Origin of the sequence: Lolliginicoccus lacisalsi, assembly GCF_014841105.1 — a bacterium.
In the GTDB taxonomy this organism is placed as follows: domain Bacteria; phylum Actinomycetota; class Actinomycetes; order Mycobacteriales; family Mycobacteriaceae; genus Lolliginicoccus; species Lolliginicoccus lacisalsi.
This window is the reverse complement of the sequence record NZ_JACYWE010000007.1, coordinates 62,939-89,316: the sequence shown is the minus strand read 5'-3', so window position 1 is coordinate 89,316 and position 26,378 is coordinate 62,939. Positions and strand designations below refer to the sequence as shown.

The window sequence follows — 26,378 nt, the reverse complement described above, 5'->3', positions numbered from 1 at the left end:
GCGCGGCTGGCTCGACGCCACCCACACCCGTCGCGAGCTCGAGATCAACGGCATCCGCATCGCCATCGCCGGCGTGGACGATCCCCACATCAACCGCGACCGCTACAAGACCATCAGTGGGAGCCCCGACCCCCGCGCCCAGCTACGCATCGGCCTCGCCCACTCCCCCGAGCCCCGCGTCCTCGACCGGTTCGCCAGCGACGGATACGACCTCGTCCTCGCCGGGCACACCCACGGGGGGCAGCTCTGCCTCCCCGTCGTCGGGGCGCTCGTCACCAACTGCGGCATCGACCGATCCCGCGTCAAGGGACTCTCCCGGTGGGGCAGCCACATGCGCCTGCACGTCTCCGCGGGCATTGGCACCTCCCCGTATGCCCCTGCGCGCTTCTTCTGCCGGCCCGAGGCCAGCCTGCTCACCCTCGTCGCCGCCCCGCAGCACACCGAGCCACAAGCCGGGAGCGAGCCGGTTTCGCAATCCGACGCCACAGTGCGCTAGACTCTCCAACGCTGGCGGCAGCTAGCACCGGGGTGTGGCGCAGCTTGGTAGCGCGCTTCGTTCGGGTCGAAGAGGTCGTGGGTTCGAATCCCGCCACCCCGACACCACAAGATGCAGGCCAGGGCCGTTTCGGTAACACACCGGAGCGGCCCTTGGTCGTTCCGGCCCGCGGTCGGTCCGCCCCTCTGCGCCGCGCCGGGCACTGGACGCGGCCGCACTGTCCGGGGCGCAGCGCTATCCGCCCCCCGGCCATGCCCACCCTTGTCGCGCGCCGCTGATGATCAAGGCGTAGTCTCACCTCCATGCTCGATCAGCACCTGATTGCCCGTGGGCGCTCCCACCACGCGCACCTCTCGATGCGCCCCGGAAAAACGGTGAAGCTGCCACTGTGACGCTCCCAGAATCCGAGGAGCACGGCTCGAGGGCGGGCGCGCGGCTGAGAAGGGCCGCGCGCACGTTCGTCCGTTACCCGGCACGCATGATCGTGACCGGCTACCTGGTGTTCATCGGCGTGGGCACGAGCCTGTTGCTGCTGCCGGTCGCCACCGCGGGCCCCGAGCGCGCCACGTTCGTCGAGGCGCTCTTCACCGCGACGTCTGCTGGCTGCATCACGGGACTGGTCGTGGTGGACACGGGCACCTTCTATTCACCGTTCGGGCATGCGGTGATCGTGGGCATGTTCCAGGTGGGCGGCCTTGGCATCATGACGGTCGCCTCGCTGCTCGGCCTCCTTGTCGCGCGGCGCATGGGCCTGCGGATGCAGTTGATCGCCCATACCGAGACCAAGAACCTCCGGCTCGGTGATATCCGCCGCGTCATCATCGGCGTCATCAAGATGAGCTTCCTCATCGAGGCCGTCACCGCGGTCTTCCTGACCAGCCGCTACATGATCGCCTACGCGGATTCCCCGGGCGAGGCCCTCTACTGGGGCGTCTTCCACGCGGTGTCGGCGTTCAACTCCGCGGGCTTCGCGCTGCAATCGGACAGCATGATGCAGTACGTGGATGATCCCTTCATCCTGATCCCGGTCATGGTGGCGTTCACGCTCGGTGCCATCGGGTTCCCGGTGATCTTCGAGGTCACGCGCCACCTCCGGACCACGATGCGCGAGTCCGATCCCGAGGTTGACGCGACGCCCCGCCACTGGACCGTGCACACGAAGATCACGATCCTCACGCATGGGGTCCTCGCGGTGGTGGGCATCTTCTCGGTCATCATGTTCGAATGGGCGAACCCCGCCACCATGGGCCCGCTCAGCACGATGCAGAAGCTGCTCGCTGGCACGTTCCAGGGCCTCGCGCCCCGGTCCAGCGGCTTCAACACCATCGAGACCGGCGACATGAGCGCCGCTACCGTCCTCATCACCGACGTGCTGATGTTCATCGGCGGAGGCAGCGCGGGCACCGCCGGCGGCATCAAGGTCACCACCTTCGCCCTGCTTGGTTTTGTCATCCTCGCGGAGCTGCGCGGCCAGCCAACCGTCCACGTCATGGGGCGCAAGATCGCCGATACCGTGCAGCGGCAGGCGCTGACCGTCGCCTTGATCTCGATCGCCGCGGTCATGTCGGGAACCATCTTCATCCTCGGCATCTCCGAGCACCGGCTCGAGACGGTCCTGTTCGAGGTGATCTCCGCCTTCTGCACCGTCGGCCTCTCGATGGGCATCACGGCAGACTTGCCCGCCGCGGGACAAGTGGTGCTGTGCATCCTGATGTTCGCCGGGCGAATCGGGCCCATCATCCTCGCGTCCGCCCTCGCGCTGCAAGAACGACCCCGAAGATACGAACTACCAGAGGAGCGTCCCATTGTCGGGTAAATACGACCGTCCCCCCAGCACCCGGGTCGCCGTGCTCGGGCTGGGGCGCTTCGGCAGATCCCTTGCCCGCGAGCTCGTCGCCAGCGGCACCCAGGTGCTCGGTGTGGATTCCGACTCGAGGATCGTGCAACGGCTCGCCGAGGACCTCACCCACACCGCCGTCGCTGATACCACCGACCGCGACTCGCTCATGCAGCTCGGGGTGCACAAGTTCCCGCACGCCGTCGTAGCGGTGGGCACCGACCTCGAGTCGAGCATCCTCACGACCTCGCTGCTCGCCGATTTCCAGGTGCCGCAGATCTGGGCGAAAGCCACCTCGAAGCAGCACCAGCGCATCCTGGAGCGGGTGGGCGCGCACCACGTGGTCATCCCGGAGCACGACATGGGCGAGCGGGTGGCCCACCTCGTCACCGGCCGGATGCTCGACTACATCGAGTTCGGCGACGACTACGCCATGGTCAAGACCCTCGCCCCTGCCGAGGCCATCGGCATTCCCCTCAAGGACAGCGAGCTGCGGCGGCGCTATGAGATCACCGTGGTGGCCGTCAAGCGGGCGGGGCAGAACTTCACGTACGCCACCCAGGACACCGTGCTGATGCGGGGGGACATCCTCCTCGTTGCCGGCAAGGTGCGCCAGGTCGAGGCGTTCGCCAACATCACCTAGGCTGGCCGGCTCGGCTGGGCTCGGCTCGGCTCGGCTCGGCGGCAAAAGCACGGGAAAACGCCAAACGCGATAGAAGCGGAGCAGGGATTCCTGCAACTTCTATCGCGTTTGGCCCAGAGCCACCCGTTTGGCCCAGGGCCACCCGTTTGGCGCGGAACTGCTAGCGAGGTCAGGCGACCTGCGCCTGCCACATCCAGTGGAGCTGCTCGAGGCGGGCAGTGATGGAGATGAGCAGGTCCTGGGTCACTGGGTCGGCCTCCTCGGTGACGGCGATGCGCGCGCGCAGCCGGTCGATGATGGCGGCGAGGTTCTCGACAACGATGTTGATGACATCCTCATCGCTCGTCCAGCCCTCGCCGATGCCCTTCGCGCTGGATTGACCGGCGACGGTGGAGGCGCGGCCGTCCGGGCTGACACCGATCGCGGTGGAGCGCTCGGCGGCCTCGTCTGTGAAGTCGCGGGCCACGGTGACGAGCTCATCAAGGGCGAGGTGGACGGAGCGGAAGTTCCTGCCGAGGACGTTCCAGTGCGCCTGCTTGGCGATGAGGCTGAGGTCGATGAGATCGACGACGGTGCCCTGGAGCGCCTCGCCCGTGGTGGCCTGCTGGTCCGAGGTCAGGGTGCTGGTGATGGGAGTTGGCATTGCGTGTCCTCCTTGGGAAGCGGTAGCCGGGGGAACCGTGTTTTTCACAGTATCGGGTCGATCGGCATTGCGATGGGTGTTCTATGCAGTGCGGATTCCATCTTCGATGCGCTTGCCGATCTCGGGGTCGATGTTCTTCCAGTACTCGAAGGCCCTCTCGAGCACGGGCTCGGTGACTCCGTCGGGGAGGTGGCCGACGACATTGTTGACGAGCCGTTCGCGCTGGTCGTCATCCATGACCTCGCGGACGAGGGTCCCTGCCTGCCTGAAGTCATCGTCCTCGGGGTGCTGCACGTATGCCTCGCGCACCATCTCCCCGGCGGTGTCCCAGCCCGCGTAGGGGCCGGCCGCCTCGGGGTTCGCGTGGGGCCCGCCGTAGGAATTGGGGGCGTAGACGGGCTCCGCGGGAGCGTTGTAGGCATACCGCATGTTGCCGTCCTTGCTGTAGCTATGGACGGGCACCTTGGGGGCGTTGACGGGCAACTGGGTGTAGTTGACGCCGATGCGGTAGCGGTGGGTGTCGGCGTAGGAGAAGACCCGGCCGAGCAGCATCTTGTCGGGCGAGAAGCCAATGCCGGGCACGACGTTCGACGGCTCGAACGCTGCCTGCTCGACCTGGGCGAAGAAGTTCTCCGGGTTGCGGTCGAGGGTCATGACACCGACGTGCTTGCGCGGGTAGTCCTTCTGGGACCACACCTTGGTGAGGTCGAAGGGGTTCACGCGGTAGTTCTCGGCGTCGGCGAGGGGCATGATCTGCACCTCGAGGTCCCACTGGGGATAGTTGCCGTCGCGGATGGATTCGAAGAGATCCTTGCGGTGCGCATCGGGCGCGCTGCCTGCAAGCTCGTCGGCTTCCTCCTGGGTGAGGCATTCGATGCCCTGGCGAGTCTTGAAGTGGTACTTGACCCAGAAGCGCTCGCCCTCCTTGTTGATCCACATGTAGGTGTGCGAGCCGAAGCCATCCATGTTGCGGAACGTCCGGGGGATGCCTCGGTCGCCCATGAGCCAGGTGACCTGGTGGGCGCTCTCGGGGGAGAGCGTCCAGAAATCCCATTGCATGTTGTGGTCGCGCAGGCCGGAGTCGGGCATGCGCTTCTGGGAGCGGATGAAGTCCTGGAACTTCATGGGGTCGCGGACGAAGAAGACGGGGGTGTTGTTGCCCACGAGGTCGTAGTTGCCGTGCTCCGTGTAGAACTTCAGGGCGAAGCCGCGTGGGTCGCGCCAGGTGTCTGGGCTGCCCTGCTCCCCGGCGACGGTGGAGAAGCGGGCGAGCATCTCGGTCTTCTTGCCGGGCTGGAGGAAGTCGGCGCAGGTGTAGGCGCTGACGTCGTCGGTGATCTCGAGGTTGCCGAAGGCGCCGGAGCCCTTGGCGTGCACGACGCGCTCGGGGACGCGCTCGCGGTTGAACTGCGCCATCTTCTCGATCAGGTAGTGATCGTGCAGGGCTATCGGTCCCTGGGGGCCAACGGTGAGGGAGTGCTCATCGCTGGCGACGGGGATGCCGGAGTTCGTCGTGGTGGCTGGCTTTTCCGTTGCAGTCATGGAATGGCCTCCTGTGGCGGTGCTGGGCGGTGGCCCGAGCGCGCTGCACCTGATGCGGCGCATCGTGCGAGCGCGGCCGGGCATGCCGCACGGGGGGCTGTCACGCGCGGCCCAGTGACGCGCAGGGTGTTGCGCGGGTCACTCGCGTCGTGCTCCGTGGGCATGACCCCAGTATGCTCTTTTTCTGGATTGAGTCAAGAAAAAGGATAGTAAAGTTCCGCTGAGAAAAACCTGAGCGCGAACTCCGGCTAGCGCTGATCGAGCCAATGCTCGTGGGCCAGGTACAGCCACTCCGCGCTCGGCCGCAGGAACACCAGGACCGCCGCCACGAGCATCACCGCCGCCTGCAGGTCCGGCAAGGCATCCACCAGCGACGGAGTGGCATCATCCGCCGTGCCACCGAGCGCGACCGCAAGCTCCGTCACGAATACCAGGACGGCACCGAAGAGGATCGCGGCCACGCGAGCTCCGCGCGAACCGACATGACGCATCAGAGCGACGCACACGAGCATCACGAGCAGCAGCACCACGCCAGCGACGATGACGCCGAGCGGCGCGAAGCTCGCAGTGCGCTCCACTTCCCCGATCTCGCGGAACGCCCAGTTGGGATCCGTGCGCAGTTCCTCGGTCAGCCGGGCCCGGATCTCCCCCAGGTTCCAGATGATGCGCGCCGCAGCGAGCAGGAACAGCACAGCGCTCAAGCGCCACAGGAACCACCCCCACCACAGGACGCGCGGCGGCATCGGGGGCGGGGGCACAGCCTCATGGTTCGCACTCACATCCGACACCCTATTGGTTGCGGCGCAGTATCGGCCACACCAACCCGCGCTTCGGCATTACGGACAAGCCCGGCCCGGCAACCGCTCGCGGTCGCCGGGCCGGGCTAGCGGCAGCGGGAAGGCTACTTCGCGGCGACGAGCAGCTCCGCGATCTGGATGGTGTTGAGCGCGGCACCCTTGCGCAGGTTGTCGTTCGAGATGAACAGCGCGAGGCCACGACCATCGGGAACGCCGGGATCCTGGCGGATGCGCCCCACGAAAGACGGGTCCTGGCCGGCCGCATCGAGCGGGGTCGGGACATCGGACAGAAGCACTCCGGGCGCCCCGGCGAGGACCTTCTCGGCCCGCTCGACCGACAGCGGACGCTCGAACTCGGCGTTGATCGACAAGGAGTGGCCGGTCAGCACCGGGACCCGCACGCACGTGCCAGAGACCAGCAGCTCGGGCAGGCCAAGGATCCGGCGGCTCTCGTTGCGCAGCTTCTGGTCCTCGTCGGTCTCGCCGCTGCCGTCGTCGACGATCGCGCCTGCCATCGGCAGCGCGTTGAACGCGATCGGCTTCACGTAGACGCCCGGCTCGGGGAAGTTCGCCGCGGAACCGTCGTGGACGAGGTTCTCGGCATCATCGATGACAGCCTTGAGCTGGGTGAGCAGCTCGTTCACCCCGGCGAGCCCGCTGCCGGAGACTGCCTGGTAGGTGGACACGATGAGCCGCTGCAGACCAGCCTCGTCGTGCAGCGCCTTGAGCACCGGCATCGCTGCCATCGTGGTGCAGTTCGGGTTGGCGATGATGCCCTTGGGCAGGTTGTGGATCTGCTCCGGGTTCACCTCGCTGACGATGAGCGGCACCTCGGGGTCCTTGCGCCACGCCGAGGAGTTATCGACCACGGTGGCACCGGCCGCGGCGAAGCGCGGCGCCTGCTCCTTGGACAGGGTGCCGCCCGCGGAGAACAGCGCGATGTCGATGCCGCGCAGGTCCTCGTCGGAGGTTGCCGCGACATCCTCGATCACGATGTCCTCGCCACGGAACGGCAGGGTCTTGCCCGCGGAGCGCGCCGAGGCGAAGAAGCGCACGGTGTCCGCCGGGGACTCCCGCTCCTCGAGGAGCTTGCGCATCACGCGACCGACCTGGCCCGTGGCACCGACTACTGCGATGGTTGTGCTCATGTCAGATCCCCGTCCCGGCATAGACAGTGGCTTCTTCCTCGCCGCCGAGATCGAAGGCGGCATGCACGGCCGCGACGGCCTTGTCGAGCTCGGTGTCGCGGCAGAGCACCGAGATGCGGATCTCGGACGTGGAGATCAGCTCTATGTTCACGCCCGCGTCAGCGAGCGCCTCGCAGAACGTGGCAGTGACGCCGGGGTGCGAGCGCATGCCGGCGCCGATCAGCGACAGCTTGCCGATGTGGTCGTCGTAGAGCACCTGGCTGAAGCCGATCTTGTCCTGCCGCTTGGTGAGGAACTCCACGGCGCGCGGCCCGTCGTCGCGCGGCAGGGTGAAGGTGATGTCGGTCTTGCCGGTCTCGATCTTCGAGACGTTCTGCAGGACCATATCGATGTTGATCTCGGCATCGGCGACAGCGCGGAAGACCTGCGCGGCGAAGCCAGGCTCATCGGGGATGCCGACAACGGTGACCTTCGCCTCGCTGCGGTCATGCGCTACACCGGTCAGGATGGCGTCTTCCACAGGGATGTCCTCCATTGATCCGGACACGATCGTTCCGGGCTTGTTTGAATACGACGAACGAACATGGATGGGCGTGTTGTAGCGGCGCGCGTACTCCACGCATCGCAGCATGAGCACCTTCGCGCCAGCCGCTGCCATTTCCAGCATTTCCTCGAACGTGATCTTGTCGAGCTTCTTCGCGGTCGGGACGATCCGCGGGTCCGAGCTGTAGATGCCATCGACATCGGTGTAGATCTCGCACACGTCCGCGTTCAATGCCGCCGCGAGCGCCACGGCCGTGGTGTCGGAACCTCCACGACCGAGCGTGGTGACATCCTTGCTGTCCTGGCTCACGCCCTGGAACCCGGCGACGAGCACGATCGAGCCCTGGTCAAGGGCAGCGCGCACGCGCCCCGGGGTCACGTCGATGATCTTCGCCTTGCCATGGGACTGCGTGGTGATCACGCCGGCCTGCGACCCGGTGAACGACCGGGCCTCCGCGCCGAGCGAATGGATCGCCATCGCGACCAGCGCGTTGGAGATGCGCTCGCCGGCGGTCAGCAGCATGTCCATCTCGCGCGGATGCGGCGAGGGCGACACGGCATGAGCGAGCTTCAGCAAGTCATCCGTTGTATCGCCCATCGCGGAGACGACCACCACAACATCATTGCCCTGGCGCTTTGTCTCGACGATCCGCTCGGCGACACGCCTGATCCGTTCGGCGGATTCCACCGAGGACCCTCCGTACTTCTGCACGACAAGCGCCACGCTAATACTCACCCTTCCGCGTAATTTGCTGGGATTCAGCTAGTTAGTCTAGCGAGTATCCAGTCATAATGCGCCAGCGTGCGCTGATTCCGGGTTGCTCGGGAGCCCCCCGGAGGCGAGAGAATACGCAGGTGACCGATGACTTCCCGGTACCCCCCAGGGCACGCTCGATATTGCTGGGATTCGCCCCAGCACCACCGCTCTGGCCCAATGCGGTGCGAGCGAGCACGGCATTCCTGCTGCCCGCGCTGCTCGCCACGCTGCTGGGGCACCCGCGCGAGGCGGTGCTGTGCAGCATCGGCGCGCTCGCCGTGCTCTACGGGGAGCACCGCGCGTACCGGATCCGCTGGCTCGTCGTGGCCGCCGTGGGCGCGGGAATGGCAGGCGGCTTCGCCGCGACGATGGCGGCCAGCAGCGGGGCCGGCGGCGCCTACTGGGCGGTGATCCCCGCGATCGGCGTGATCGCCGCGATCGCGACCTACGCGATGAATGCCTTGCGCATGGGCCCGCCCGGCCCCGTCTTTGTCGCCCTCGCGGCATCGGTGGGCTCCCTCGCGCCGCATTCCGGCCTCTCGGTGCTGGAGGCGTCGTCGTGGGTGCTGCTGGGTGTCGCCGGAGCGCTGCTCGCGACGATGGCACCGATCCTCGTGGATCCCTACGGCCCGGCCCGCCGGGCGGTGGACGCCGCGGAGCGCGCGGTCGAGGCGATGGCATCAGCGAGCACACCGTCGCGGTCGGCCCATCACGTCGCGGGCGCGGCCATCCACCTGGGCTGGGCGACGCTGCATGAGGCAGGGCTCGCCCAGGGCCACGGGCAGGGCTCGGCGGCCGGGCGCCTCCGGGCCGCCCACACCCGCTTCCTCCGCGTTGTCGCCCAGCGACAGGAACAGCGACAGGACCAGGACGGCACGGACGATGCGCTGCGTGAGGTGCTGCCGCAAGGCATCGTCCCGCTGGGCCGCCCCCTGGCGTGGCACCGGCTGAAGGGGGCGTGGCATCCGGATTCACCGCCCATGATCACCGCCTGCCGGGTGCTGCTCGCGACGATCGTCGCGGCGTCGATCGGCGCGATGCTCGGGCTCGAGCATCCCGAGTGGGCGATGGTCGCCGCCACGCTCGTGCTCGGCGGCGCGCCGGACCGGGTGCTCGGCGCCTATCGCGGCGCGCAGCGGTTCCTCGGGACCGTCGCCGGGATCGTGCTGTTCATGCTCATCGCCGCCGCCGGGCCGCGTGGGCTCGCGCTGATCGTTGTGCTGGCCTTGCTGCTGTTCGCCGTGGAGCTGGCGGTGCCCCGCAACTATGCCATCGCGGCCACGTTCATCACCCCGCTGGCGCTGCTGCTCAGCACGGCGATGAACCCGCCCTCCAGCATGCTCGCCACCTCCGCCTACCGGCTCGCCGAGACCGCCCTAGGGGTTGGCCTGGCACTGATCACCCTGTGGGCGTGGTCGCGGCGCGCGGACCGCCGCATGCAGACCCGCGCCGAGCAGTCCCTGCTCGACCGGGTCCGCGCGCTGCTTGATGAGCCTGATCCGGCGATGGCGCGCGCGTTGCGCCGGGACACCCAGTTCGACCTGATCGGGGCAGTGCTCGCTGCGGATGCGACGGCGCACGGCGACCAGGCCTGGGCGCGGGAGCAATGGGCCACGCATGTGGCGATCATCGAGCTCGGATATCGCGTCCTCGCAACCGTCAACTCCGCGCCCCCAGGCCTGCGCGCGACTTTCCTCTCCGAGGTCAGGGAGCTGGAAGCCGCTCTGTCGCAACGGTGATCCCGGCCTCGCGCAGGCGCCGCGGCAGCACATCCCCCATGGCCGAGGCCGGGGTGATCACACCGGTGAGCGGGGAGAGCTCGTCGCGGTCGAGGGCGAGGCACAGCCCCGCCTCGCCCAGCATGACGGCGGTAGCGGCGTACCCGGGATCGCCCTGGGCGGAGAAGGTCGCCTTGTAGCGGGCCCCCGAGGTGGTGTCCGCGTAGGTCTCGATGACGAAGAATCCCTTGGCGCGGGACTCATCGCTCGGACCGGTGCCGGGGGCGGGCAGCAGGCGGTCGAGGATCGGCCGCGGGACCCGGCGGAACATCGTCGGGCCAAGCTTCCACAACGCGCCGAGAGCGGCGGACATCGTGCCCGCCACGATCGGTGCGGCGGCGCCCGATCCGGTGCCCATCACCTCGCGGTAGCGGAACTGCTTGCCGTAGGCCCATCCGAGCAGGCCATTGGTGCGGCGCACGATGCGCGTGTTGTAGGGCGCCATGAGGAACGTCCCCGTCCAGCCCCGCAGGCCGGGATCGATGTCCGAGGCCTTGCCGAAGCCCCCCTCGGGCTGCTCGCCGAGCTCGGGCTCGAGCGCGCGATCCGTGCTGAAGGTATAGGGATCGTGAGTGATGCGGGCGAGTTCCTTGTCCCGCGCCTCCCGCTCCATCTGGTAGCGGCCCGAGGCCACCGTCCCGCCGCTGAGCCCGCCGCGCGCGGCCTTGACGTAGAGGGTGGTATCGAGCAGCTCCCCCGCGTCATCGGCGAGCACATGCTTGTACAGCAGGTAGGCGTTGATGTCGGAGGGAATCGAGTCGAACCCGCAGGAATGCACGATGCGCGCGCCCGTCCCGGCCGCGACCTCGTGGCACTGCGCGATCGTGTCATGGACGAAGAGCTGCTCCCCGGTGAGGTCGGCGTAGTCGGTGCCCTCCTCGGCGCAGGCCCGCACCAGCGGCATGCCGTACTGCGCGTACGGACCCACGGTGGTGACGATCACCCGCGCGCGCCGGGCGAGAGCCCGCAGCGAGGCAGGGTCGCTCGCGTCGGCCTCGATGATCGGCCAGGTGTGGGCGACCCCGCCGATCTCATCGACCACCGCTTGCAGCTTGTCGCGATTGCGCCCCGCCACCGCGATCCGCGCGAAGCCAGGCGCGCGCTGCGCCACATGCGCCGCCGTGAGCCGGCCCACGAACCCGCTCGCGCCATAGAGGACCAAATCGAACTCTCGTGCCTGTGATTCCGCAGCTGCCATGCCACCACGCTAGCGGTTCGACCGGGCCGCCGCGATGGTCAGCGGGATCCAGGTCCGCCGCCGCGGCCCTGCTCCGTCGCTGCGATGAGCTTGCGCAGGGCATCGAGCTCGGCATCGAGCGCTGCCTGCCCCGCCCGGGTGATCTCGAGCCAGGTCTTGGGCCTCCCCCGGCCTGTTTGCCTCGAGCTGGAGCCGAGCCCTGCTCGCTCGAGGACAGCAAGGTGCCGGTTAAGGTTGCCGTCGGTGAGCCCGAGCGTGGCCCGCACAGCGGGGAACTCCATCGCGACTCCGGTGGAGAGGAGGGAGAGTATTCCCAGTCGGGCTCGCTGATGGACAGTGTCATCGAGGCCGGAGATGGGGTGCTCGCTCGTGCTCACCGCCTCGTCCTTGCGGCGCCGAGCAGCTCGGCGGCTGCCGCGGAGATGGCGGCCAGGCCCACGACCAGTCCGAGGATGACGTCACCGTTGCCTGGCCCGGTGATCACGATAGCCAGCGTGGCCACCAGGGTGATGGCGGCGAAGGCCCCGGCGTGGATGGATCGCCAGGCCACGCCGAAGACTGCGAATCCTGCTCCGAGGACGAGCCACGGTGCCACGGAGAGCACATCTCCCGGCGCGAACCAGAGCAGTAGCAGCACGGCCACGAGCATCGATATCCCGGTCGCGAGCACCGTGCCGCCGGTTCGCGCTGGCGCCTGGGCAGGCAGGGCCAGGAAGTACCAGGCACAGAGGACCGCGCTGAGCACCGCGGCGATCGGCCAGTACAGGCCCGCGGCCCCGATGGTGCCGAGGAGGAGCCCGGCCGGGGCGGAGGCGAGGACGACGGTGCCGCTCACGAGGAGCGGGAACCACGTGGGAGAGGCCATGCGCCAGCCCTGGTCCCGCAGGCGGGCGGCTTCAGCGAGCGCATCCTTGGCATCCTCGGCGCTGTTGCTTTGCGTTGCAGAGTTCATGATTTCACTTTGCACCGCAGAGCCAATTTGCGCAACTCCCGCGGCACCACGAGTAGCCTGGGGCCATGACGAATGGGCCCATCGGACCCGTGGACAGCAGCAAGGTGCCACGGTTCGCGGGATTCCCCACCTTCGCTCGGCTGCCCCGCATCGAGGATGCGCCCGGCGCCCGCATCGCCGTGCTTGGCATCCCGTTCGACGCGGGCACGACCTTCCGCCCTGGCGCACGGTTCGGCCCGGCACACATCCGGGAGAACTCACGGTTGCTGCGGCCCTTCAACCCCGCCACTGGCCGCGCGCCCTTCGGTGTCGTGCAGGTGGTCGATGCGGGCGACGTTCCGGTGACCCCGTTCGACATCGGCGCCGCAGTGACCGCGATCGAGGCAGCTGCGCGGCAGTTCGCCGACAACGAGGTGCGGCTCGTCGCGCTCGGCGGCGATCACACCATCGCGCTGCCCCTGCTGCGGGCGGTCGCGGCCCGGCACGGCCCGGTGGCGGTGGTGCATTTCGATGCGCACCTCGATACCTGGGACACCTACTTCGACGCTCCGCTCACCCATGGCACGCCGTTCCGCCGGGCCTCGGAGGAAGGCTTGATCGATCGCCAGCGCAGCGTGCACGTGGGCGTTCGCGGGCCCCTGTACTCGGCGGCGGACCTCGCGGACGACACCGCGCTCGGCTTCGAGCAGCTGACCTGCGTGGACCTCGAGGAGCAGGGGCTGGCGGCGCTCATGGAGCGCATGCACCGCCGACTGGGTACCGGGCCCGTCTATGCAAGCATCGACGTCGATGTCCTCGATCCCGCGTTCGCGCCGGGAACGGGCACCCCCGAAGCGGGCGGAGCGACCTCGCGGGAGCTGCTCGCGATGGTGAGATCCTTATCACGGCACGAGCTCGTCGGAGCCGATGTCGTCGAGGTCGCGCCAGCCTACGATCACGCCGGGATCACGGGAATCGCCGCAGCTCACATTGCCTACGAGCTGATCTCTGCGATGGTGGCGGCACCGTAGTGGCCGAGACCCCGCGGCACAGGTCGGGCCGTCCGCTGCGACAGCGCCACGCGCGGATGTACAGTTGAATCATGCATCGCGGCCTTCTCCTTGGTTGCCGCGGCGGGGTCTGATCCAGACCGGCGTCCCGCCGCGGGGCTTCATGGTGCTGGTCGACTCCCCGGCGGCTACAGGCGCGTGGGGAGCAAGCAGTTCACACAATCCTGGAGAGAACTTCCGATGACGATCACCGATCCCACCGAAGGCCGCATCGAGATGGTGACCGCGCCATCCCGTCCCGCGCCCACTGATCAGCCGGTGTGGAACACCCAGAAGAACAGCTCGATGCCGGTCTACCGCTATCTCCCGTTCGCGGACGAGGTCGAGGATGTATCGCTCCCGGACCGCACCTGGCCGGACAAGATCACCTCGCGCGCACCGGTGTGGTGCGCCGTGGACCTGCGCGACGGCAACCAGGCCCTGATCGATCCGATGAGCCCGGCCCGCAAGCGCCGCATGTTCGACCTGCTCGTCGCCATGGGCTACAAGCACATCGAGGTCGGCTTCCCCTCTGCCAGCCAGACCGACTTCGACTTCGTCCGCGAGATCATCGAAGAGAACGCGATCCCCGACGACGTCTACATCCAGGTCCTCACCCAATGCCGCGAGGAACTGATCAAGCGCACGTTCGAGGCCTGCGAGGGCGCGAAGAACGTCATCGTGCACATCTACAACTCCACCTCGATCCTGCAGCGGCGCGTCGTGTTCCGCGCCGACAAGGACGTCATCAAGAAGATCGCCGTCGACGGCGCCCTGATCTGCCTCGAGGAAGCCGCGAAGTACCCCGACACCAACTGGATGTGGCAGTACTCCCCCGAGTCCTACACCGGCACCGAGCTGAGCTTCGCCCGCGACGTGTGCGATGCGGTCACCGAGATATTCCAGCCCACGCCCGAGAAGCCCGTCATCATCAACCTCCCGGCGACCGTGGAGATGGCCACCCCCAACGTCTACGCGGACTCCATCGAATGGATGCACCGCAACCTGGCGCGGCGCGACTCGATCATCCTGTCGCTGCACCCCCACAACGACCGGGGCACTGCCATCGCGGCCGCCGAGCTCGGCTACCAGGCTGGCGCGGACCGCATCGAGGGCTGCCTGTTCGGCAACGGCGAGCGCACCGGCAACGTGTGCCTCGTGACCCTGGGCATGAACCTGTTCAGCCGCGGCGTGGACCCACAGATCGACTTCTCCGACATCGATGAGATCCGTCGCACCGTCGAGTACTGCAACCAGCTCCCCGTGCCCGAGCGCCATCCCTACGGCGGCGACCTGGTGTACACCGCGTTCTCCGGCAGCCACCAGGACGCGATCAACAAGGGCTTCGATGCGATGCGCGAGGATGCCCAGCACTATGGCAAGGAGCTCGACACGATGGTGTGGCAGGTGCCGTACCTGCCGATCGACCCCAAGGACGTCGGCCGCACCTATGAGGCCGTGATCCGTGTCAACTCGCAATCCGGCAAGGGCGGCGTGGCCTACATCATGAAGGCCGACCACGGGCTGCAGCTTCCCCGGCGCCTGCAGATCGAGTTCTCCCGCACCATCCAGGACCACACCGACACGGCGGGCGGCGAGATCAGCCCCGAGGCCATGTGGGCGGCGTTCTCCCGCGAGTACCTCGAGCCCGTGCAGCCCCTCGAGCGCATCCGCCAGCTGTACGACCAGGCCGAGATCGACGGAGGCACCGATTCGATCAGCGCCACCGTCATCTACAACGGCGAGGAGCAGGAGATCTCCGGCAAGGGCAATGGCCCGCTCGCCGCTTTCGTCAGCGCCCTGTGCACCCTCGGCATCGATGTACGTGTGCTCGACTACAGCGAGCACGCCATGTCCGCCGGGGACGATGCGAAGGCCGCGGCCTACGTCGAATGCCTGGTCGGGGATACCCAGGTGTGGGGCGTCGGCATCGCCACGTCGATAACGACCGCGTCGCTGCGCGCCGTCGTCTCGGCCGTCAACCGGGCATTCCTGCACTCCGCGAAGTAGCCGGGGCACTGCAAGCGCCGCGTGCCGCGTGCCGCGTGCCGCAAACGCGATAGAAGCTGCCGAGAAACCAGGTCGGCTTCTATCGCGTTTGTCGCTTTCTCGTGCTTTTGCCGCCACACGGCCTCGGCCGCCGGGTGCACCGCCGATAGTGGAAACTTTTCCTGGCTGGGGCGGGAAAAGCTTCCACTATCGGAAAGGGTCGCGGCAACGGCGCCTAGCCGCCGAAGTGACGACGGGTGTCGTGCTTGAACCATGCGAGGATCAGCTTGTTCCCCGCTCCCGCCAGGCTGGATGGCCGCGCGATCGGCTTGCTCGGCTCGAACGCGATCGTCCAGGTCAAGCGGCACCGCTCGTCGCCAATAGGCTCGATGACGTAGTCCTCCGCGAAGCGCCGGAACAGCGGAATGCTGGACTGCGTGGCAAAGAACGAGTGCCCCCGGCCCTCGTCCCACCGGAAGAACTCCTCGCGCAGGTGGAAGCCAACGCCCACGGTGATCTCGCGGGTCGTGCCGATGCCGAAGGGGCGCGGCGAGGTGTAGCGGCCGTTGCGGAGCAGCCGGCACCATTCCAGCGGCCGGTCGCCCGCGAGCCCTTTCCACACACGTGATGCGGGAACGGGCAGGTCCAGGCTGAAGGCGTGGACGATCGGTGCCGACTCGAAGAACGTCTCGTCGCATTCGTGCAGGTCGAACATTGTTACTCCCTCTGTGCGATATGGATCCCGGCGATCTTGCGCAACCGGTAGCTCGTCTTGCCGTGGAAGTTGGCGAGGTCCCAGGTGGCACGCACGGAGGCGGTCATGTCCGGGATCCAGAATGCCTCCTCGAGCTCATCGATCGGATGCGGGTCCGCGAGCTCGATCGTCGCAGCGATATGGCCCTCTCCATCCTTCTCGGACAGTCTCGCCAGGATCGTTCCGTCGCGCTCGACGATCTGTGTCTCGCCGAGCATTCTCGTCCGGTACGGCACGCGGGGCAGGCCCGGCAAGCGCATGGTGATCGGGCCGACGTGGCTGGCATGGACGACAGGCGCGCCGACGAGCCGCGCGAACTGGCCGGGCAGCTTGCGGGCGAGACCGATCTGTAGCTGGTGCTCCCGCCTCCCCCACCATCCGGCTGGTCCGATCCAGTTGTGGGGCGTCGTTGGCCAGCACATTCCGCCGAGCACGGCCTGGACATTGCCGCGCAGGCGGGCGGCGGTGGAGAAGCGTGCCCATTCCCAGCCGCACACCAGCCCCACCTGGCCCAGAGTGGAGCTGTGGACGATGCCATCGTCGTGGCCACCCACGTAGTAGTTCTGCTCCCACATCGTGGGGATGTCCTTGTCATGCCCGGTGACGGTTCCGTCGGCCTCGGCGAGCACGTAGTGCCCGTAAGCGTCACCGTCGCGCTCGGCGAGGTATCCGCCGCCCACCACGATGCCCAGCTCGCGGGCAAGCCCGGTCAATAGCTGGTAGGGCGCGCCGCGCTCGGGACGGGGGACGGTCCGCATCGCTGGATGGTGCACGTTCGGCGCGGACGCTGCCTCCGGCACGATGATCACGTCCGGCTTGTGTGTCCTGTGGGCATCGCGGATGAGGCCCTCTAGCCGGGCGAGGTTGTTGTCGACGTCGGCCAGCGCCAGCGCGGGCTGGACGGCGGCGACGGTGATGGTACGTGGCACGAGGTGCTCCTTATGCGTCGATTGCCAGGCTGGAGTCCAGCGAGCGCGATACGCACGGGTACATGATGTCAGTACGGGCGCGCTCGCTGGGCTGGATGATGTCGTCGCGATGGTCGGGCCGGCCGCGGAGGACGGCGACCTCGCAGCTGCCGCAGAGACCGTTCTCGCATGATGCCGGCAGGTCCGGCGTGATCGATCGCATCGCGTCGAGCATCGTGGTTCCCACGGGCACCTGCACGGTGGCGCGGGACGCCTCCATCACGACGTCGAAGGGCTGGTCCTCGCCGGAGCGCTTCTCGGTGGGGGCGAAGCGCTCGATGTGCACGGCGACATCATCGCGCGAGGCGGCGTGCGCGACGACCGCGTCCATGAGCGAGCTCGGCCCGCAGCAGTACACGGCGGCACCGGTGGGCAGCGCGGCGATTTGCGCTGCGATATCGGGGCGGCCTGCATGCGCGGCATCGCTGAGCACTACTTTGTGGCCATGCCGGCGGGAGAGCTCTGCGGCGAAGGGCATCCGGTCGACGCTGCGCGCACGGTAGAGCAGGCGCCATTTCCTGGTAGTGGCGTCCGCGGCCGCGATCATCGGCAGCATGGGGGTGATCCCGATCCCGCCCGCGATGAACAGGTACTCCGGAGCGTCCTCGAGCGCGTAGTTGTTCCGCGGGCCGCGCACGGTGACGCGGGCGCCCTCGGCAAGCTCGTGGAGCTCGATCGATCCACCCCTGCCCTCCGGCTCGCGGAGCACGGCGATGGTCAGGCAGCGCCGGTTCCCCGGCTCGCCGCAGAGCGAGTATTGCCGGAGCCGCCCGGAAGGTAGGTGCACGTCGATGTGGGCACCAGCCGCCCACTCGGGCCAGGGCTGGCCGTCGACGCGCTCGAGGTCGAGCGTCCTCACCTCGGGGGTGACAGAGCTGGCTCGGGAGACGGTGGCGCGCATCGTCGCGCTGGCGGCACGACCGCTACCGGACTGCCTGGCTGCCCGGGGCGGCCGGCCCCATGGGCCGTCGTCTGGATTCTCGCCCACTGCCATTCCAAGCCCCGGCATGCGCACCGGGAGGGATCCCGCGGCCAGCAGCTCGGCGCGGATCAACCCCTCCATCGCCGCGAGCACCCCGAGCTGGCGGAGGAGCTTAGGACGGGGGCCGGTCTCGCGGACCGCGGATGCTGCTGCGCGAATGATTCGCGGGAAGGTGTAGACGCCCTGGGGCTTGATGAGCCGCTGGTGGATGTCCGATAGCTCCGCGCCGTCCACGCCCCGCACCACGGCCGCGAGGACTTCCGGCGGCACGGCCGGGATTCGGGTCTCGAGGTTGCCGAAGTGGTAGGTGGGCAGGCATTCCTGGTCGCGGGCCCGCTCCCAGGCGCGGGTGGCCCGATCGAGCTTCCTCGGCTGCCCCAGCACATCGCGGACGTGCTCGGCCAGCCGACGCCCCATCCACATCGCATCGCGCATGCCCTGGCCGAGGACGGGATCCTTGAAGTGCCCGGCGTCGCCGATCAGTGCCCAGCCTGGTCCCGATGATCGCCGGAAGTAGGCGTGGGTGCGCGAGGTAGCCCGGATGCCGGAGAGGTTCCGCGCGCCCGCGGCCCGCTCGGCGAGGCTGGGGAACTCCGACATCTTTCGTGCCCAGTACGCCTCGCCGTCGGAGCGGGCCTCGGCGACCTCGGCCCGGGGGCCCATGAACAGGATGAGCAGCCGCCCCCGTGGTGTGCCGGGGAAGGCGAAGGCGATGGTGTCGCTCGTGCGGCCCTCCCATAGCGTCGTTGCCCATCGCGTTGCGGCCGCGGGGGCATCCATGTAGCGGAAGACCATGCCGCGGCCGTTGCGGGAGCGGCGGTAGGGCTCCCACTCCCCGACCTGGCTCGCGACGAGCGAGTCGCGGCCGTCCGCGCCGACGATCAGGCTGGCGCGGATCTCGCGCGCCGCGCCGCTCGGATCGAGGTACTCGACCCCGGCCGCGCGGCCGTCCGCGTCCCGCATGATCCGGATGACGGTGCTCTGCTCCCGGACGTCAGCGCCTGCCTCCCGCGCTGCATCGATGAGCGCGGCGTCCTGGGCGATCCGGGGAACACTGATGCCGTAGTCGATGCCATCGATCTCCTGGAACCGCTCGGTGCGGCTCGCGCCGGCGATATCAAGCTGGAGATGCGTCATGCGGGACGGGTCGAGGGCGAGGATGCGCTCGAGCGCACCCATGCGCGCTACCTCGGTGACCCCCATGGGGAACAGCACGTGCGTGGACAAGGTGTCGGCGGGGAAGGCGGCCTTGTCGAGCACGACGACCTGCCTTCCTGCCCGGGCAAGGGGCACGGCCATCGCCGTGCCGGCGCAGCGCGCGCCAACGATGACGACATCCACGGTTTCAGGCACTAGCGGAACTCCCTCGAGCGATGAGCAATAGCTGCATTATTACACTGATATATCAGTGTTATCCAGGGTTCGTGATAGAGAATGTTGCGATGGCCAGCCGCCGAACAGATTCGCCGATGCACGCGCGCCTCATGGAGAGCGCGGCCCATCTGCTTGCCCTCGAGGGGCCCAGCGGCTTATCGACCCGCAAGGTGGCCGCTGCCGCCGGGACGTCGACGATGACGCTCTACTCCCACTTCGGATCCATGCCAGAGCTCATCAAGGCGGTGGCCGAAGAGGGCTACGCCCGCCTCGCGGACGAGTTCGAGCGCGCGCCGCGCACCGACGATCCCGTGGCCGACCTCGGCGGGATCTTCGCCGCGTACATATCGCACGCCCGCGCAAGCCCAGACCTCTACGTCGTGATGTTCGGCTCGGCATCCCTCGGCGGCTACCGCAGCACGCCCGACGACCTGCTGCGGACCGGTCGCTATGCCTACGACTACATCGTCGAGGCAGCACGCCGCGCCATGGACGCCGGGCGCCTCGACGAGCTCGCCCCGGTAGCGATCGCGGCCCAGATCTGGACCGCCTTGCACGGCTATGTCGTCCTCGAGCTCGCCGGCTACTACACACCGCCCGACGCCGGCATCCGCAACGTGCTCCGCCCCATGATGCTCAACCTCGTCATCGGCCTCGGCGACAGCCGCGAATCAGCGCTCCGCTCGTCAGGAGCATGGTTCCCTGACGATCAGGCAAGCAGCAACAACGGCGGGCACAACCACCGGTAAGCGCTGCACCACGACCGGCAGGTGACGATCCCCACATTCGGCGCCCCGCCAGCCAGGCCCCCTCGGGCCAGGAAACAGCAGGAAGCACAGGGAAACGAGAGGGCCCCGCATTCCCCAGGCGCCCGCCTGGCCACGCGGGCGACTGATAACGTGAACGCCGACACGACTACGCGACGGGAGGGGTGCCTCGACCAATGCCAGCGATCACCCTCTCCCTCGCTTATGGGCTGCCCGGCTCGCTAGGCGCACGACTCGCAAGCGGCCGCACAGCGTTCTCGGGGTCCAATGGCTACCCCAGCACCTGGGGCCACCACGGCAGCGGCTGCCCACCGCCGTCCTTGACACGGTGACTTCTGGCCTGAATGGCCGGAGGCATCCCTTGATGTAGATTCCGTCCGCTGCGCATCCGCCGAAGGGGTAGATTCTTGGTCCTGCCATTGGTCCTAGGCTTGCTGGCGCTCACCACTGTCGCCGCGCCCCTCCTCGACCGCTACCTCGGCCGGAGCACCGGCTGGGTGGTCGCGGTGGTATTCCTCGCTCTCGGCGGGCTCATCATGAGCGAAGCTGCACCAGGCCTCGCCGATGAGGGCACCATCGAGTACGAGGCTCCGTGGATGCCTGCGATCGACGTGGCGTTCCGGTTCCGCATGGACGGGACGAGCCTCCTCTTCGTAGCCCTGGTCCTCGGCGTGGGCGCGCTGATCATGGCCTACTCCGCGCGGTACCACAGCCGCGGCCGGCACACTGGCTTCTTCCTGCTGATGTCACTGTTCGCGACAGCGATGTTCGGCCTGGTCACTGCCGATGACGTCATCTTGCTCTTTGTCTTCTGGGAGTTCACGACGATCGCGTCATTCTTCCTGATCGGCCGGTCGGGGCAGCACGCCAATGAGCCCGCACTGCGGACTCTGCTGCTCACGGCGGGTGGCGGGCTCGCGCTGCTCGCCGCCGTGGTGACGATGACGGTGTACACGGGAACCTCCCAGCTCAGCGTGATCATCGCCGATCCGATCTGGCAGGAGAACTCGACCTTCGCCACCACGGTCGCGGTGCTGCTGATCATCGCCGCCTTCACGAAATCGGCGCAGTTCCCGTTCCACGACTGGCTGCCCGACGCGATGGCCGCCGCGACCCCGGTCAGCGCGTACCTGCACGCCGCCGCGATGGTCAAGGCCGGGATCTACCTGCTCATGCGGTTCTCGCCCGCGCTGAGCGACAACTCGGTGTGGCAGGTCACCCTGATCGGTGTTGGCCTGTTCACGGCGATCATGGCGGCATTGTTCGCGCTCCAGCGCCATGACCTGAAGGAACTTCTCGCCTACTCGACGGTGAGCCAGCTCGGCTTCCTGGTGGCCGTCATCGGCGTGGGCACGCCTACCGCCCTCGCTGCGGCCGGCATCCATACGCTCGCCCACGCGCTGTTCAAGGCAACGCTGTTCATGCTGGTCGGCGTGATCGATCGCGAGGTTGGTAGCCGTGACATCCGCAAGCTGACAGGCTTGCGGAAGGTCATGCCGTTGACCGCCGCGCTCACCGCGCTGTCCGCGCTGTCGATGGCCGGTGTTCCACCTTTGCTCGGGTTCATCTCGAAGGAGAACCTGTTCGGTGCGTTCCTCGGAGCGCCAGGACCAGCCTGGGTGGGGCCGCTGGTCGGCACGCTCGCGGTCGCGGGCGCGGTGCTGACCTTCGCCTACGCGTTCCGCATCGTCTACGGGGCATTCGGTGGCCCGGTAGCCCAGAAGAAGCTGCACGAGCCATCCCTGCTGTTCCTGATGCCCGCCGCGGTAGCGTCGCTGACCGGCCTTGCACTGGGCTTCTACGCCAAGCCCCTGGAGCCGCTAATCGATCGCATCGTCCTGGACACCCAGGGGGTTCCAGGCAATGTGTACCTGACCCTGTGGCATGGGTTCAACGCCGCGCTGGTGATGTCGATCATCACCATCCTCCTCGGGCTCGTCCTCTTCATGGCCCGCAACAAGGTCGATGCCGTTCTCGACGATCGCGCGTTGTTCCCGGTCACGGGCGTGCAAGTGTTCCAGAAGGTCTATAGCGGCACGATCGCGCTCGGAGCTCGGGTCGGCGACGCCACGCGCAGCAACTCGCCTGCCCGGCACCTCGCGAGCCCGTTCATCCTGCTGGCACTGCTCGCCGGCGCTGTCCTTGCCAGCGGCCCCTCCGTGCCGGCCTTCCCCGCGCCGGTCACCGAGCCCATCGACTGGCTGCTGCTGGGCCTGCTGACTCTGGGCGTGATCGCCCTGGTGCTCGCGCGGTCGCGCCTCGCCGCGCTCGTGCTGCTTGGCGTCGTCGGCTTCGTGGTAGCGCTGCTCTTCTTCGTCCTCGGCGCGCCGGATGTGGGCCTGACCCAGTTGCTCGTCGAGGTCCTGACCGTGGTGGTCGCTGTCCTCATCCTGCGCCGCCTCCCCCGTGCCTTCCACCGGGTCAGCAAGTCCCGCACCGCGATCACCGCGGTCATAGCGGTGATCGCGGGCAGCACCGCCGCGCTCGCCACCTATGTGCTCACCGGGCGCCGCGAGATCTCGGCCGCGGGGGACTACTTCCTGCGCGAGGCGGAGAACGAGACGGGCGGGACCAATGTCGTCAATACGATCCTCGTGGACTTCCGCGCGCTCGATACGCTCGGCGAGCTCACCGTGCTCGGAGTGGCGGGCTTGGTGATCATCGCGGTCCTGGACTCCAGCGGCCTGCTGCGCGGCGAGCGCGACGAGCAGGCAGCATCGCTGCGCGACACCCCGATCGGCTCCGCGGTGGGTAATACCATCCTGGCCCGCACCGTGGGACGCTGGCTCGGGCCCGTTCTGGTCATCCTGTCGCTCTACCTGCTCCTGCGCGGCCACTACCTGCCAGGCGGCGGCTTCATCGCCGCCCTCATCGGAGGCGCTGGCTTCGCGCTTGCCTACCTCAGCGCATCCCGCGCCAGCCGCGCGCCCATCAAGCTGCCCTACGTCGGCTTCATCTCCTCCGGCATCGCGCTGGCCACCCTTACCGGGGTTCTCGGCTTCCTGGACGGATCCTTCCTCAAGCCCCTGCACTTCGATATCCCGCTGCCAGGTGACGGCTACTACCACTTCACCACTGCGCTGGTCTTCGATGTGGGCGTGTACCTCGCGGTGGTTGGCGTGATCCTCGTGGCCCTCAACAAGCTCGGCGTCGAGGAGGAGCCGCCGCGGCGAACCGGCACAGCGCATGCAGGGCCTCCTGGTGGCCCCCCGCCCGGCAGCGCCAACGACGCCACCCCATCCCCCCGTCCCGCGACCGGAGATCGCCCGGAGAACTTGATGGGAGGCCAGCGCTGACGCTCGCGCTATTCGTCGGAGTGCTCGTGACCGGAGGCGTCTACCTGGTCCTCCAGCGAGGCATGGTCCGCATCACCTTCGGCTTCGTGCTGCTCGGCCACGCCGCGAACATCGTGCTGATCTCCGCTGGCGTGGCTGCCCGGCGCGACGCGCCGCTGATCCAGCTCACCGACCCGTCCGTCGCTGCTGATGCGCTTCCTCAAGCGTTCGCCCTCACCGCCATCGTGATTGCCTTCGCGATCACCATCTACATGCTCACCCTCGCCGGCGTGGGCTCAGGGGACGATGACACTGATGACCGCACCGATTCGCCGACCGGCTCCCCGAGCAACAGCGAGGACCAGTCATGAATGATGCGCTGCTGGCTGTCGTTGTCGTCGTTCCGCTGCTCACCGCGGCCCTGCTCGCGGTGGTGTCGTCCCCCGCCTGGCTGCGGCGAGCGATCCTGCTGGGCACCAATGCCCTGGCGATGGGCTTCGGCATCTGGCTGATCACCGCTACATGGGGCGGCAATGTGATCGCCCACAGCATCGCGCTGTGGCCGGCTGGGGTATCGATCCCCTTCGTGGCAGACATGTTCAGTGCCCTCATGCTCGTCGTCACCGCGTTGCTCGGGCTGGTGTGCTCCGCGTTCGGCATCGCCGCCGGGGACGACGATCGACCCTACTTCGCGCCGTTGGTGCTTGTCCTTTCCGGCGGCGTGTACGGAGCACTGCTCACCGGGGACCTCTTCAACCTGTTCGTGTTCATCGAGGTCATGCTGCTGCCGTCGTACGGCCTGCTCGCGATGCTCGGCGGCATGCGGCGCCTCTCCGCGGGCCGGCTGTACGTCGCGATGAACCTGATGACCTCGACCATCTTCCTCGTCGGCGTGGGCCTGGTCTACGGCGTCGCCGGAACAGTGAACCTCGCGGAGCTCGCCGGGATGGGCAAGGAGAACCCGCTGGTCGGGGCGGCGATGGGCGCGGTACTGATCGCGCTATCGGTCAAGGCAGCAGTGATCCCCGTGCATGGCTGGCTCACGCGCACCTACCCCTACACCTCCCCCGCTGTGACGGCGTTGTTCTCCGGCCTCCATACCAAGGTCGCGATCTATGCCATCTATCGGATCTACGCGGTGGTCTTCGAAGGCGATAGCCGCTACCTGTGGATCGGCGTGGTGCTGATGTCGGCGACCATGCTGATCGGCGTGCTTGGCGCGGTGGGCGAGAGCACGACCCGGTCGATCCTCGCGTTCCACATGGTCAGCCAGATCGGCTACATCCTGCTCGGTGTCGCGCTGTTCGGGCCGATCGGCCTCATGGCGGGAATCTTCTACCTGCTCCACCACATGATCGTGAAGGCGTCGCTGTTCCTGTCCACGGGCGCCATCGAGGTGACGTACAAGACCAACGACCTCGGCAAGCTGCAAGGAATAGCGAGGACCGAGCCGCTCATCGCGGTGGCGTTCCTCGGTGCGGCGTTCTCCCTTGCCGGGCTCCCGCCATTCTCCGGCTTCGTCGCCAAGCTGCTCCTCGTGCGCGCGGCGATCGATGAGGCACAGACCGCGGCCGCGGTGGTCGCGGTGGCAGTGAGCCTGCTGACCCTGCTCTCGATGATGAAGATCTGGAAGGGTGTGTTCTGGGGCCGGGCGCCGGAGGATGGCGTCAATGCGATCAGCGCCCGCAAGCCCGGTCGCCTGCTCACCCATGTGAAGCCCTCGCTGGCCATGCCCGCGGTCCTCCTCATGCTCGTCACGCTGGGCGTGGGCCTGGGCGCGCAAGGCCTGCTCGTCCTCTCGGAGCAGGCCGCAGCGGGCCTGGTGGACGTGAACCCCTACGTGGAGGCGGTGATCGGCCAATGAGCACCCCCATTGCCTGGCCAGTCCGGGCACTGAGCTTCGTCCTCTACTACCTGTGGCAGCTGATCATCTCCAACATCATCGTCGGCTGGGACATCGTTACCCCGGGGACGAGGATCGCTGCGGGAATCACGCGCCTGCCGCTGCGCTGCCGCACCGACCTGGAGATCACCATGCTCGCCAATCTGATCTCGCTGACCCCGGGCACGCTGACGCTGTCGGTGAGCAATCGCCCCCCCGAGCTCTACGTGCACGGCATGTATGCCGCCGAAATCGACGCTTTCCGGGAGTCGCTCTACGACATGGAGGAACGCATGCTCCGTGGAATGCGACGCAGCGGCGAAGTCGGTCCCGTGCCGGACCTGCCGCACCATTCCACGCATCCCGAGGGAGGCGCGTGACATGGACCTGCTGATCGATATCTCTCTCATCCTCATCGCGCTCACCCTCGTTCCCGCGACGTATGCCAGCTTCCGCGGCCCGCGCGATGCTGACCGTGCCGTCGCGGCGGACCTGGTCTTCTTCGCCTTCATCGGTGTGCTCGCCCTGTTCGGGCTGCGCATGAACACCGATATCGTGCTCGATATCGTGCTCGTCGCGACGGTGGTGGGCTTCCTCGCGACCCTGTCCGTCGCCCGGCTCGTCACAAGGGGGCAACGCTGATGGCCATCCTGGAAACCGTGGGCGCCGTCCTGATCGTGCTCGGCACGCTCGCTTTCGTTGCTGCCGCCATCGGGGTTCTGAAGCTGCCCGACCTCTATGCCCGGATCAGCGCCATCACCACCGCATCGGGTCTCGGCCTTGCCTTGATCATTCTTGGCGTCATGCTTCATGACCCCGATGCGCTCAACATCGTGAAGGCTGTCCTCGCTATCGTGATCAACCTCGCCACCGCGGCCGTGGGCGGTCATGCGCTCGGCCGGGCCGGCTACCTCACTGGTGCGCCGCTGACTCCCCGGACCGGGTACGACGAGCTCGCAGAGACCATTGACGCACGGCACGGAACCGGCGCGTGACCATAATCGCAGGACGAGATCGGACAGTCA

23 protein-coding genes, 1 tRNA gene and 1 pseudogene are annotated in these 26,378 nt (G+C 67.9%); 14 read left to right on the top strand and 11 right to left on the bottom strand.

Features of this window, described 5'->3' with window-relative positions:
- The 4 genes and pseudogenes from HT102_RS12110 to HT102_RS12095 form a co-directional block, all read left to right on the top strand.
- A pseudogene (locus HT102_RS12110) lies at positions 1-496 on the top strand (metallophosphoesterase); the annotation flags it as partial.
- A 28-nt stretch (positions 497-524) separates the two neighbouring features.
- A tRNA-Pro gene (locus HT102_RS12105) sits at positions 525-598 on the top strand.
- A gap of 286 nt (positions 599-884) precedes the next feature.
- Complete coding sequence (locus HT102_RS12100) at positions 885-2,312, top strand: TrkH family potassium uptake protein (protein WP_333473415.1); 1,428 nt, start codon at positions 885-887, stop codon at positions 2,310-2,312.
- Positions 2,302-2,976, top strand: coding sequence for a potassium channel family protein (locus HT102_RS12095; RefSeq protein ID WP_149360391.1), 675 nt, complete (start codon positions 2,302-2,304; stop codon positions 2,974-2,976). Before HT102_RS12100 ends, HT102_RS12095 begins: the two co-directional genes overlap by 11 nt.
- Before the next feature lie 169 nt (positions 2,977-3,145).
- On the opposite strand, the gene HT102_RS12090 is transcribed toward HT102_RS12095, so the two are convergent.
- From HT102_RS12090 to HT102_RS12070, 5 genes are all read right to left on the bottom strand, one after another.
- Complete coding sequence (locus tag HT102_RS12090) at positions 3,146-3,619, bottom strand: Dps family protein (RefSeq protein ID WP_192039686.1); 474 nt, start codon at positions 3,617-3,619, stop codon at positions 3,146-3,148.
- Positions 3,620-3,700: 81 nt separating this feature from the next.
- The gene (locus HT102_RS12085; RefSeq protein ID WP_192039685.1) at positions 3,701-5,161 is read right to left on the bottom strand and encodes a catalase; all 1,461 of its coding nucleotides are present in this window, start codon (positions 5,159-5,161) and stop codon (positions 3,701-3,703) included.
- Positions 5,162-5,409: 248 nt separating this feature from the next.
- Positions 5,410-5,940: a hypothetical protein gene (locus HT102_RS12080; RefSeq protein WP_192039684.1), complete on the bottom strand. Its 531-nt coding sequence runs from the start codon at positions 5,938-5,940 to the stop codon at positions 5,410-5,412.
- Positions 5,941-6,062: 122 nt separating this feature from the next.
- On the bottom strand, positions 6,063-7,106 hold the full coding sequence (locus HT102_RS12075; protein WP_192039683.1) for an aspartate-semialdehyde dehydrogenase: 1,044 nt from the start codon (positions 7,104-7,106) through the stop codon (positions 6,063-6,065).
- A 1-nt stretch (position 7,107) separates the two neighbouring features.
- The gene (locus tag HT102_RS12070; RefSeq protein WP_192039804.1) at positions 7,108-8,373 is read right to left on the bottom strand and encodes an aspartate kinase; all 1,266 of its coding nucleotides are present in this window, start codon (positions 8,371-8,373) and stop codon (positions 7,108-7,110) included.
- Between the two features lie 131 nt (positions 8,374-8,504).
- On the opposite strand from HT102_RS12070, the gene HT102_RS16355 reads away from it, so the two are divergent.
- Positions 8,505-10,145: an FUSC family protein gene (locus HT102_RS16355; RefSeq protein ID WP_192039682.1), complete on the top strand. Its 1,641-nt coding sequence runs from the start codon at positions 8,505-8,507 to the stop codon at positions 10,143-10,145.
- Here HT102_RS16355 and HT102_RS12060 read toward each other — a convergent pair.
- Genes HT102_RS12060 through HT102_RS12050 form a run of 3 tightly spaced genes read right to left on the bottom strand, consistent with a single transcriptional unit; the run spans position 10,111 to position 12,334 of the window.
- Positions 10,111-11,382: a saccharopine dehydrogenase family protein gene (locus HT102_RS12060; RefSeq protein ID WP_192039681.1), complete on the bottom strand. Its 1,272-nt coding sequence runs from the start codon at positions 11,380-11,382 to the stop codon at positions 10,111-10,113. The two genes, HT102_RS16355 and HT102_RS12060, sit on opposite strands and share 35 nt — an antisense overlap.
- Positions 11,383-11,420: 38 nt before the next feature.
- The gene (locus HT102_RS12055) at positions 11,421-11,759 is read right to left on the bottom strand and encodes a transcriptional regulator (RefSeq protein ID WP_192039680.1); all 339 of its coding nucleotides are present in this window, start codon (positions 11,757-11,759) and stop codon (positions 11,421-11,423) included.
- Complete coding sequence (locus HT102_RS12050; protein ID WP_192039679.1) at positions 11,756-12,334, bottom strand: hypothetical protein; 579 nt, start codon at positions 12,332-12,334, stop codon at positions 11,756-11,758. Before HT102_RS12050 ends, HT102_RS12055 begins: the two co-directional genes overlap by 4 nt.
- A gap of 65 nt (positions 12,335-12,399) precedes the next feature.
- Here HT102_RS12050 and speB point away from each other — a divergent pair, with 65 nt between their 5' ends.
- Both speB and leuA read left to right on the top strand, forming a co-directional pair.
- The gene (gene speB / locus HT102_RS12045; protein ID WP_192039678.1) at positions 12,400-13,344 is read left to right on the top strand and encodes an agmatinase; all 945 of its coding nucleotides are present in this window, start codon (positions 12,400-12,402) and stop codon (positions 13,342-13,344) included.
- A gap of 219 nt (positions 13,345-13,563) precedes the next feature.
- Complete coding sequence (leuA, locus tag HT102_RS12040) at positions 13,564-15,372, top strand: 2-isopropylmalate synthase (RefSeq protein ID WP_192039677.1); 1,809 nt, start codon at positions 13,564-13,566, stop codon at positions 15,370-15,372.
- Positions 15,373-15,586: 214 nt separating this feature from the next.
- Here leuA and HT102_RS12035 read toward each other — a convergent pair whose 3' ends face one another.
- From HT102_RS12035 to HT102_RS16350, 3 genes are read right to left on the bottom strand one after another with little or no spacing between them, the layout of a single operon-like run.
- Positions 15,587-16,066 carry an SRPBCC family protein gene (locus HT102_RS12035; protein WP_192039676.1) on the bottom strand — a complete coding sequence of 160 codons (480 nt, stop codon included), beginning with the start codon at positions 16,064-16,066 and terminating at the stop codon, positions 15,587-15,589.
- A 2-nt stretch (positions 16,067-16,068) separates the two neighbouring features.
- On the bottom strand, positions 16,069-17,034 hold the full coding sequence (locus tag HT102_RS12030; RefSeq protein ID WP_333473414.1) for a carbon-nitrogen hydrolase family protein: 966 nt from the start codon (positions 17,032-17,034) through the stop codon (positions 16,069-16,071).
- A 10-nt stretch (positions 17,035-17,044) separates the two neighbouring features.
- Positions 17,045-19,408 carry an FAD-dependent monooxygenase gene (locus HT102_RS16350; RefSeq protein ID WP_192039675.1) on the bottom strand — a complete coding sequence of 788 codons (2,364 nt, stop codon included), beginning with the start codon at positions 19,406-19,408 and terminating at the stop codon, positions 17,045-17,047.
- An 89-nt stretch (positions 19,409-19,497) separates the two neighbouring features.
- Here HT102_RS16350 and HT102_RS12020 point away from each other — a divergent pair, with 89 nt between their 5' ends.
- The 7 genes from HT102_RS12020 (at position 19,498) to HT102_RS11990 (ending at position 26,348) form a co-directional block, all read left to right on the top strand.
- Positions 19,498-20,178, top strand: coding sequence for a TetR/AcrR family transcriptional regulator (locus HT102_RS12020; protein WP_192039674.1), 681 nt, complete (start codon positions 19,498-19,500; stop codon positions 20,176-20,178).
- A gap of 425 nt (positions 20,179-20,603) precedes the next feature.
- Positions 20,604-23,492 (top strand): DUF4040 family protein, encoded by a 2,889-nt coding sequence (locus tag HT102_RS12015; protein WP_192039673.1) that lies wholly within the window; start codon positions 20,604-20,606, stop codon positions 23,490-23,492.
- Positions 23,435-23,842, top strand: coding sequence for a sodium:proton antiporter (locus HT102_RS12010; RefSeq protein ID WP_333473432.1), 408 nt, complete (start codon positions 23,435-23,437; stop codon positions 23,840-23,842). Before HT102_RS12015 ends, HT102_RS12010 begins: the two co-directional genes overlap by 58 nt.
- The gene (locus HT102_RS12005) at positions 23,839-25,335 is read left to right on the top strand and encodes a monovalent cation/H+ antiporter subunit D family protein (protein ID WP_192039672.1); all 1,497 of its coding nucleotides are present in this window, start codon (positions 23,839-23,841) and stop codon (positions 25,333-25,335) included. The genes HT102_RS12010 and HT102_RS12005 overlap by 4 nt, the downstream gene beginning before the upstream one ends.
- Positions 25,332-25,733 carry a Na+/H+ antiporter subunit E gene (locus HT102_RS12000; protein ID WP_192039671.1) on the top strand — a complete coding sequence of 134 codons (402 nt, stop codon included), beginning with the start codon at positions 25,332-25,334 and terminating at the stop codon, positions 25,731-25,733. Before HT102_RS12005 ends, HT102_RS12000 begins: the two co-directional genes overlap by 4 nt.
- 1 nt (position 25,734) lies before the next feature.
- Positions 25,735-25,995 carry a monovalent cation/H+ antiporter complex subunit F gene (locus tag HT102_RS11995; RefSeq protein ID WP_192039670.1) on the top strand — a complete coding sequence of 87 codons (261 nt, stop codon included), beginning with the start codon at positions 25,735-25,737 and terminating at the stop codon, positions 25,993-25,995.
- A complete protein-coding gene (locus HT102_RS11990) occupies positions 25,995-26,348 on the top strand; it encodes a cation:proton antiporter (protein ID WP_192039669.1) in 354 nt (117 codons plus the stop codon). The genes HT102_RS11995 and HT102_RS11990 overlap by 1 nt, the downstream gene beginning before the upstream one ends.
- Positions 26,349-26,378: the final 30 nt, after the last annotated feature.

Bases quoted from the DNA above. Each gene is read 5' to 3' on its own strand.
- HT102_RS12090 (WP_192039686.1), bottom strand. From the start codon at position 3,619: ATGCCAACTCCCATCACCAGCACCCTGACCTCGGACCAGCAGGCCACC.
- HT102_RS12085 (WP_192039685.1), bottom strand. From the start codon at position 5,161: ATGACTGCAACGGAAAAGCCAGCCACCACGACGAACTCCGGCATCCCC.
- HT102_RS12075 (WP_192039683.1), bottom strand. From the start codon at position 7,106: ATGAGCACAACCATCGCAGTAGTCGGTGCCACGGGCCAGGTCGGTCGC.
- HT102_RS12060 (WP_192039681.1), bottom strand. From the start codon at position 11,382: ATGGCAGCTGCGGAATCACAGGCACGAGAGTTCGATTTGGTCCTCTAT.
- HT102_RS12050 (WP_192039679.1), bottom strand. From the start codon at position 12,334: ATGAACTCTGCAACGCAAAGCAACAGCGCCGAGGATGCCAAGGATGCG.
- speB (WP_192039678.1), top strand. From the start codon at position 12,400: ATGACGAATGGGCCCATCGGACCCGTGGACAGCAGCAAGGTGCCACGG.
- leuA (WP_192039677.1), top strand. From the start codon at position 13,564: ATGACGATCACCGATCCCACCGAAGGCCGCATCGAGATGGTGACCGCG.
- HT102_RS12035 (WP_192039676.1), bottom strand. From the start codon at position 16,066: ATGTTCGACCTGCACGAATGCGACGAGACGTTCTTCGAGTCGGCACCG.
- HT102_RS12020 (WP_192039674.1), top strand. From the start codon at position 19,498: ATGGCCAGCCGCCGAACAGATTCGCCGATGCACGCGCGCCTCATGGAG.
- HT102_RS12005 (WP_192039672.1), top strand. From the start codon at position 23,839: ATGAATGATGCGCTGCTGGCTGTCGTTGTCGTCGTTCCGCTGCTCACC.
- HT102_RS12000 (WP_192039671.1), top strand. From the start codon at position 25,332: ATGAGCACCCCCATTGCCTGGCCAGTCCGGGCACTGAGCTTCGTCCTC.
- HT102_RS11995 (WP_192039670.1), top strand. From the start codon at position 25,735: ATGGACCTGCTGATCGATATCTCTCTCATCCTCATCGCGCTCACCCTC.
- HT102_RS11990 (WP_192039669.1), top strand. From the start codon at position 25,995: ATGGCCATCCTGGAAACCGTGGGCGCCGTCCTGATCGTGCTCGGCACG.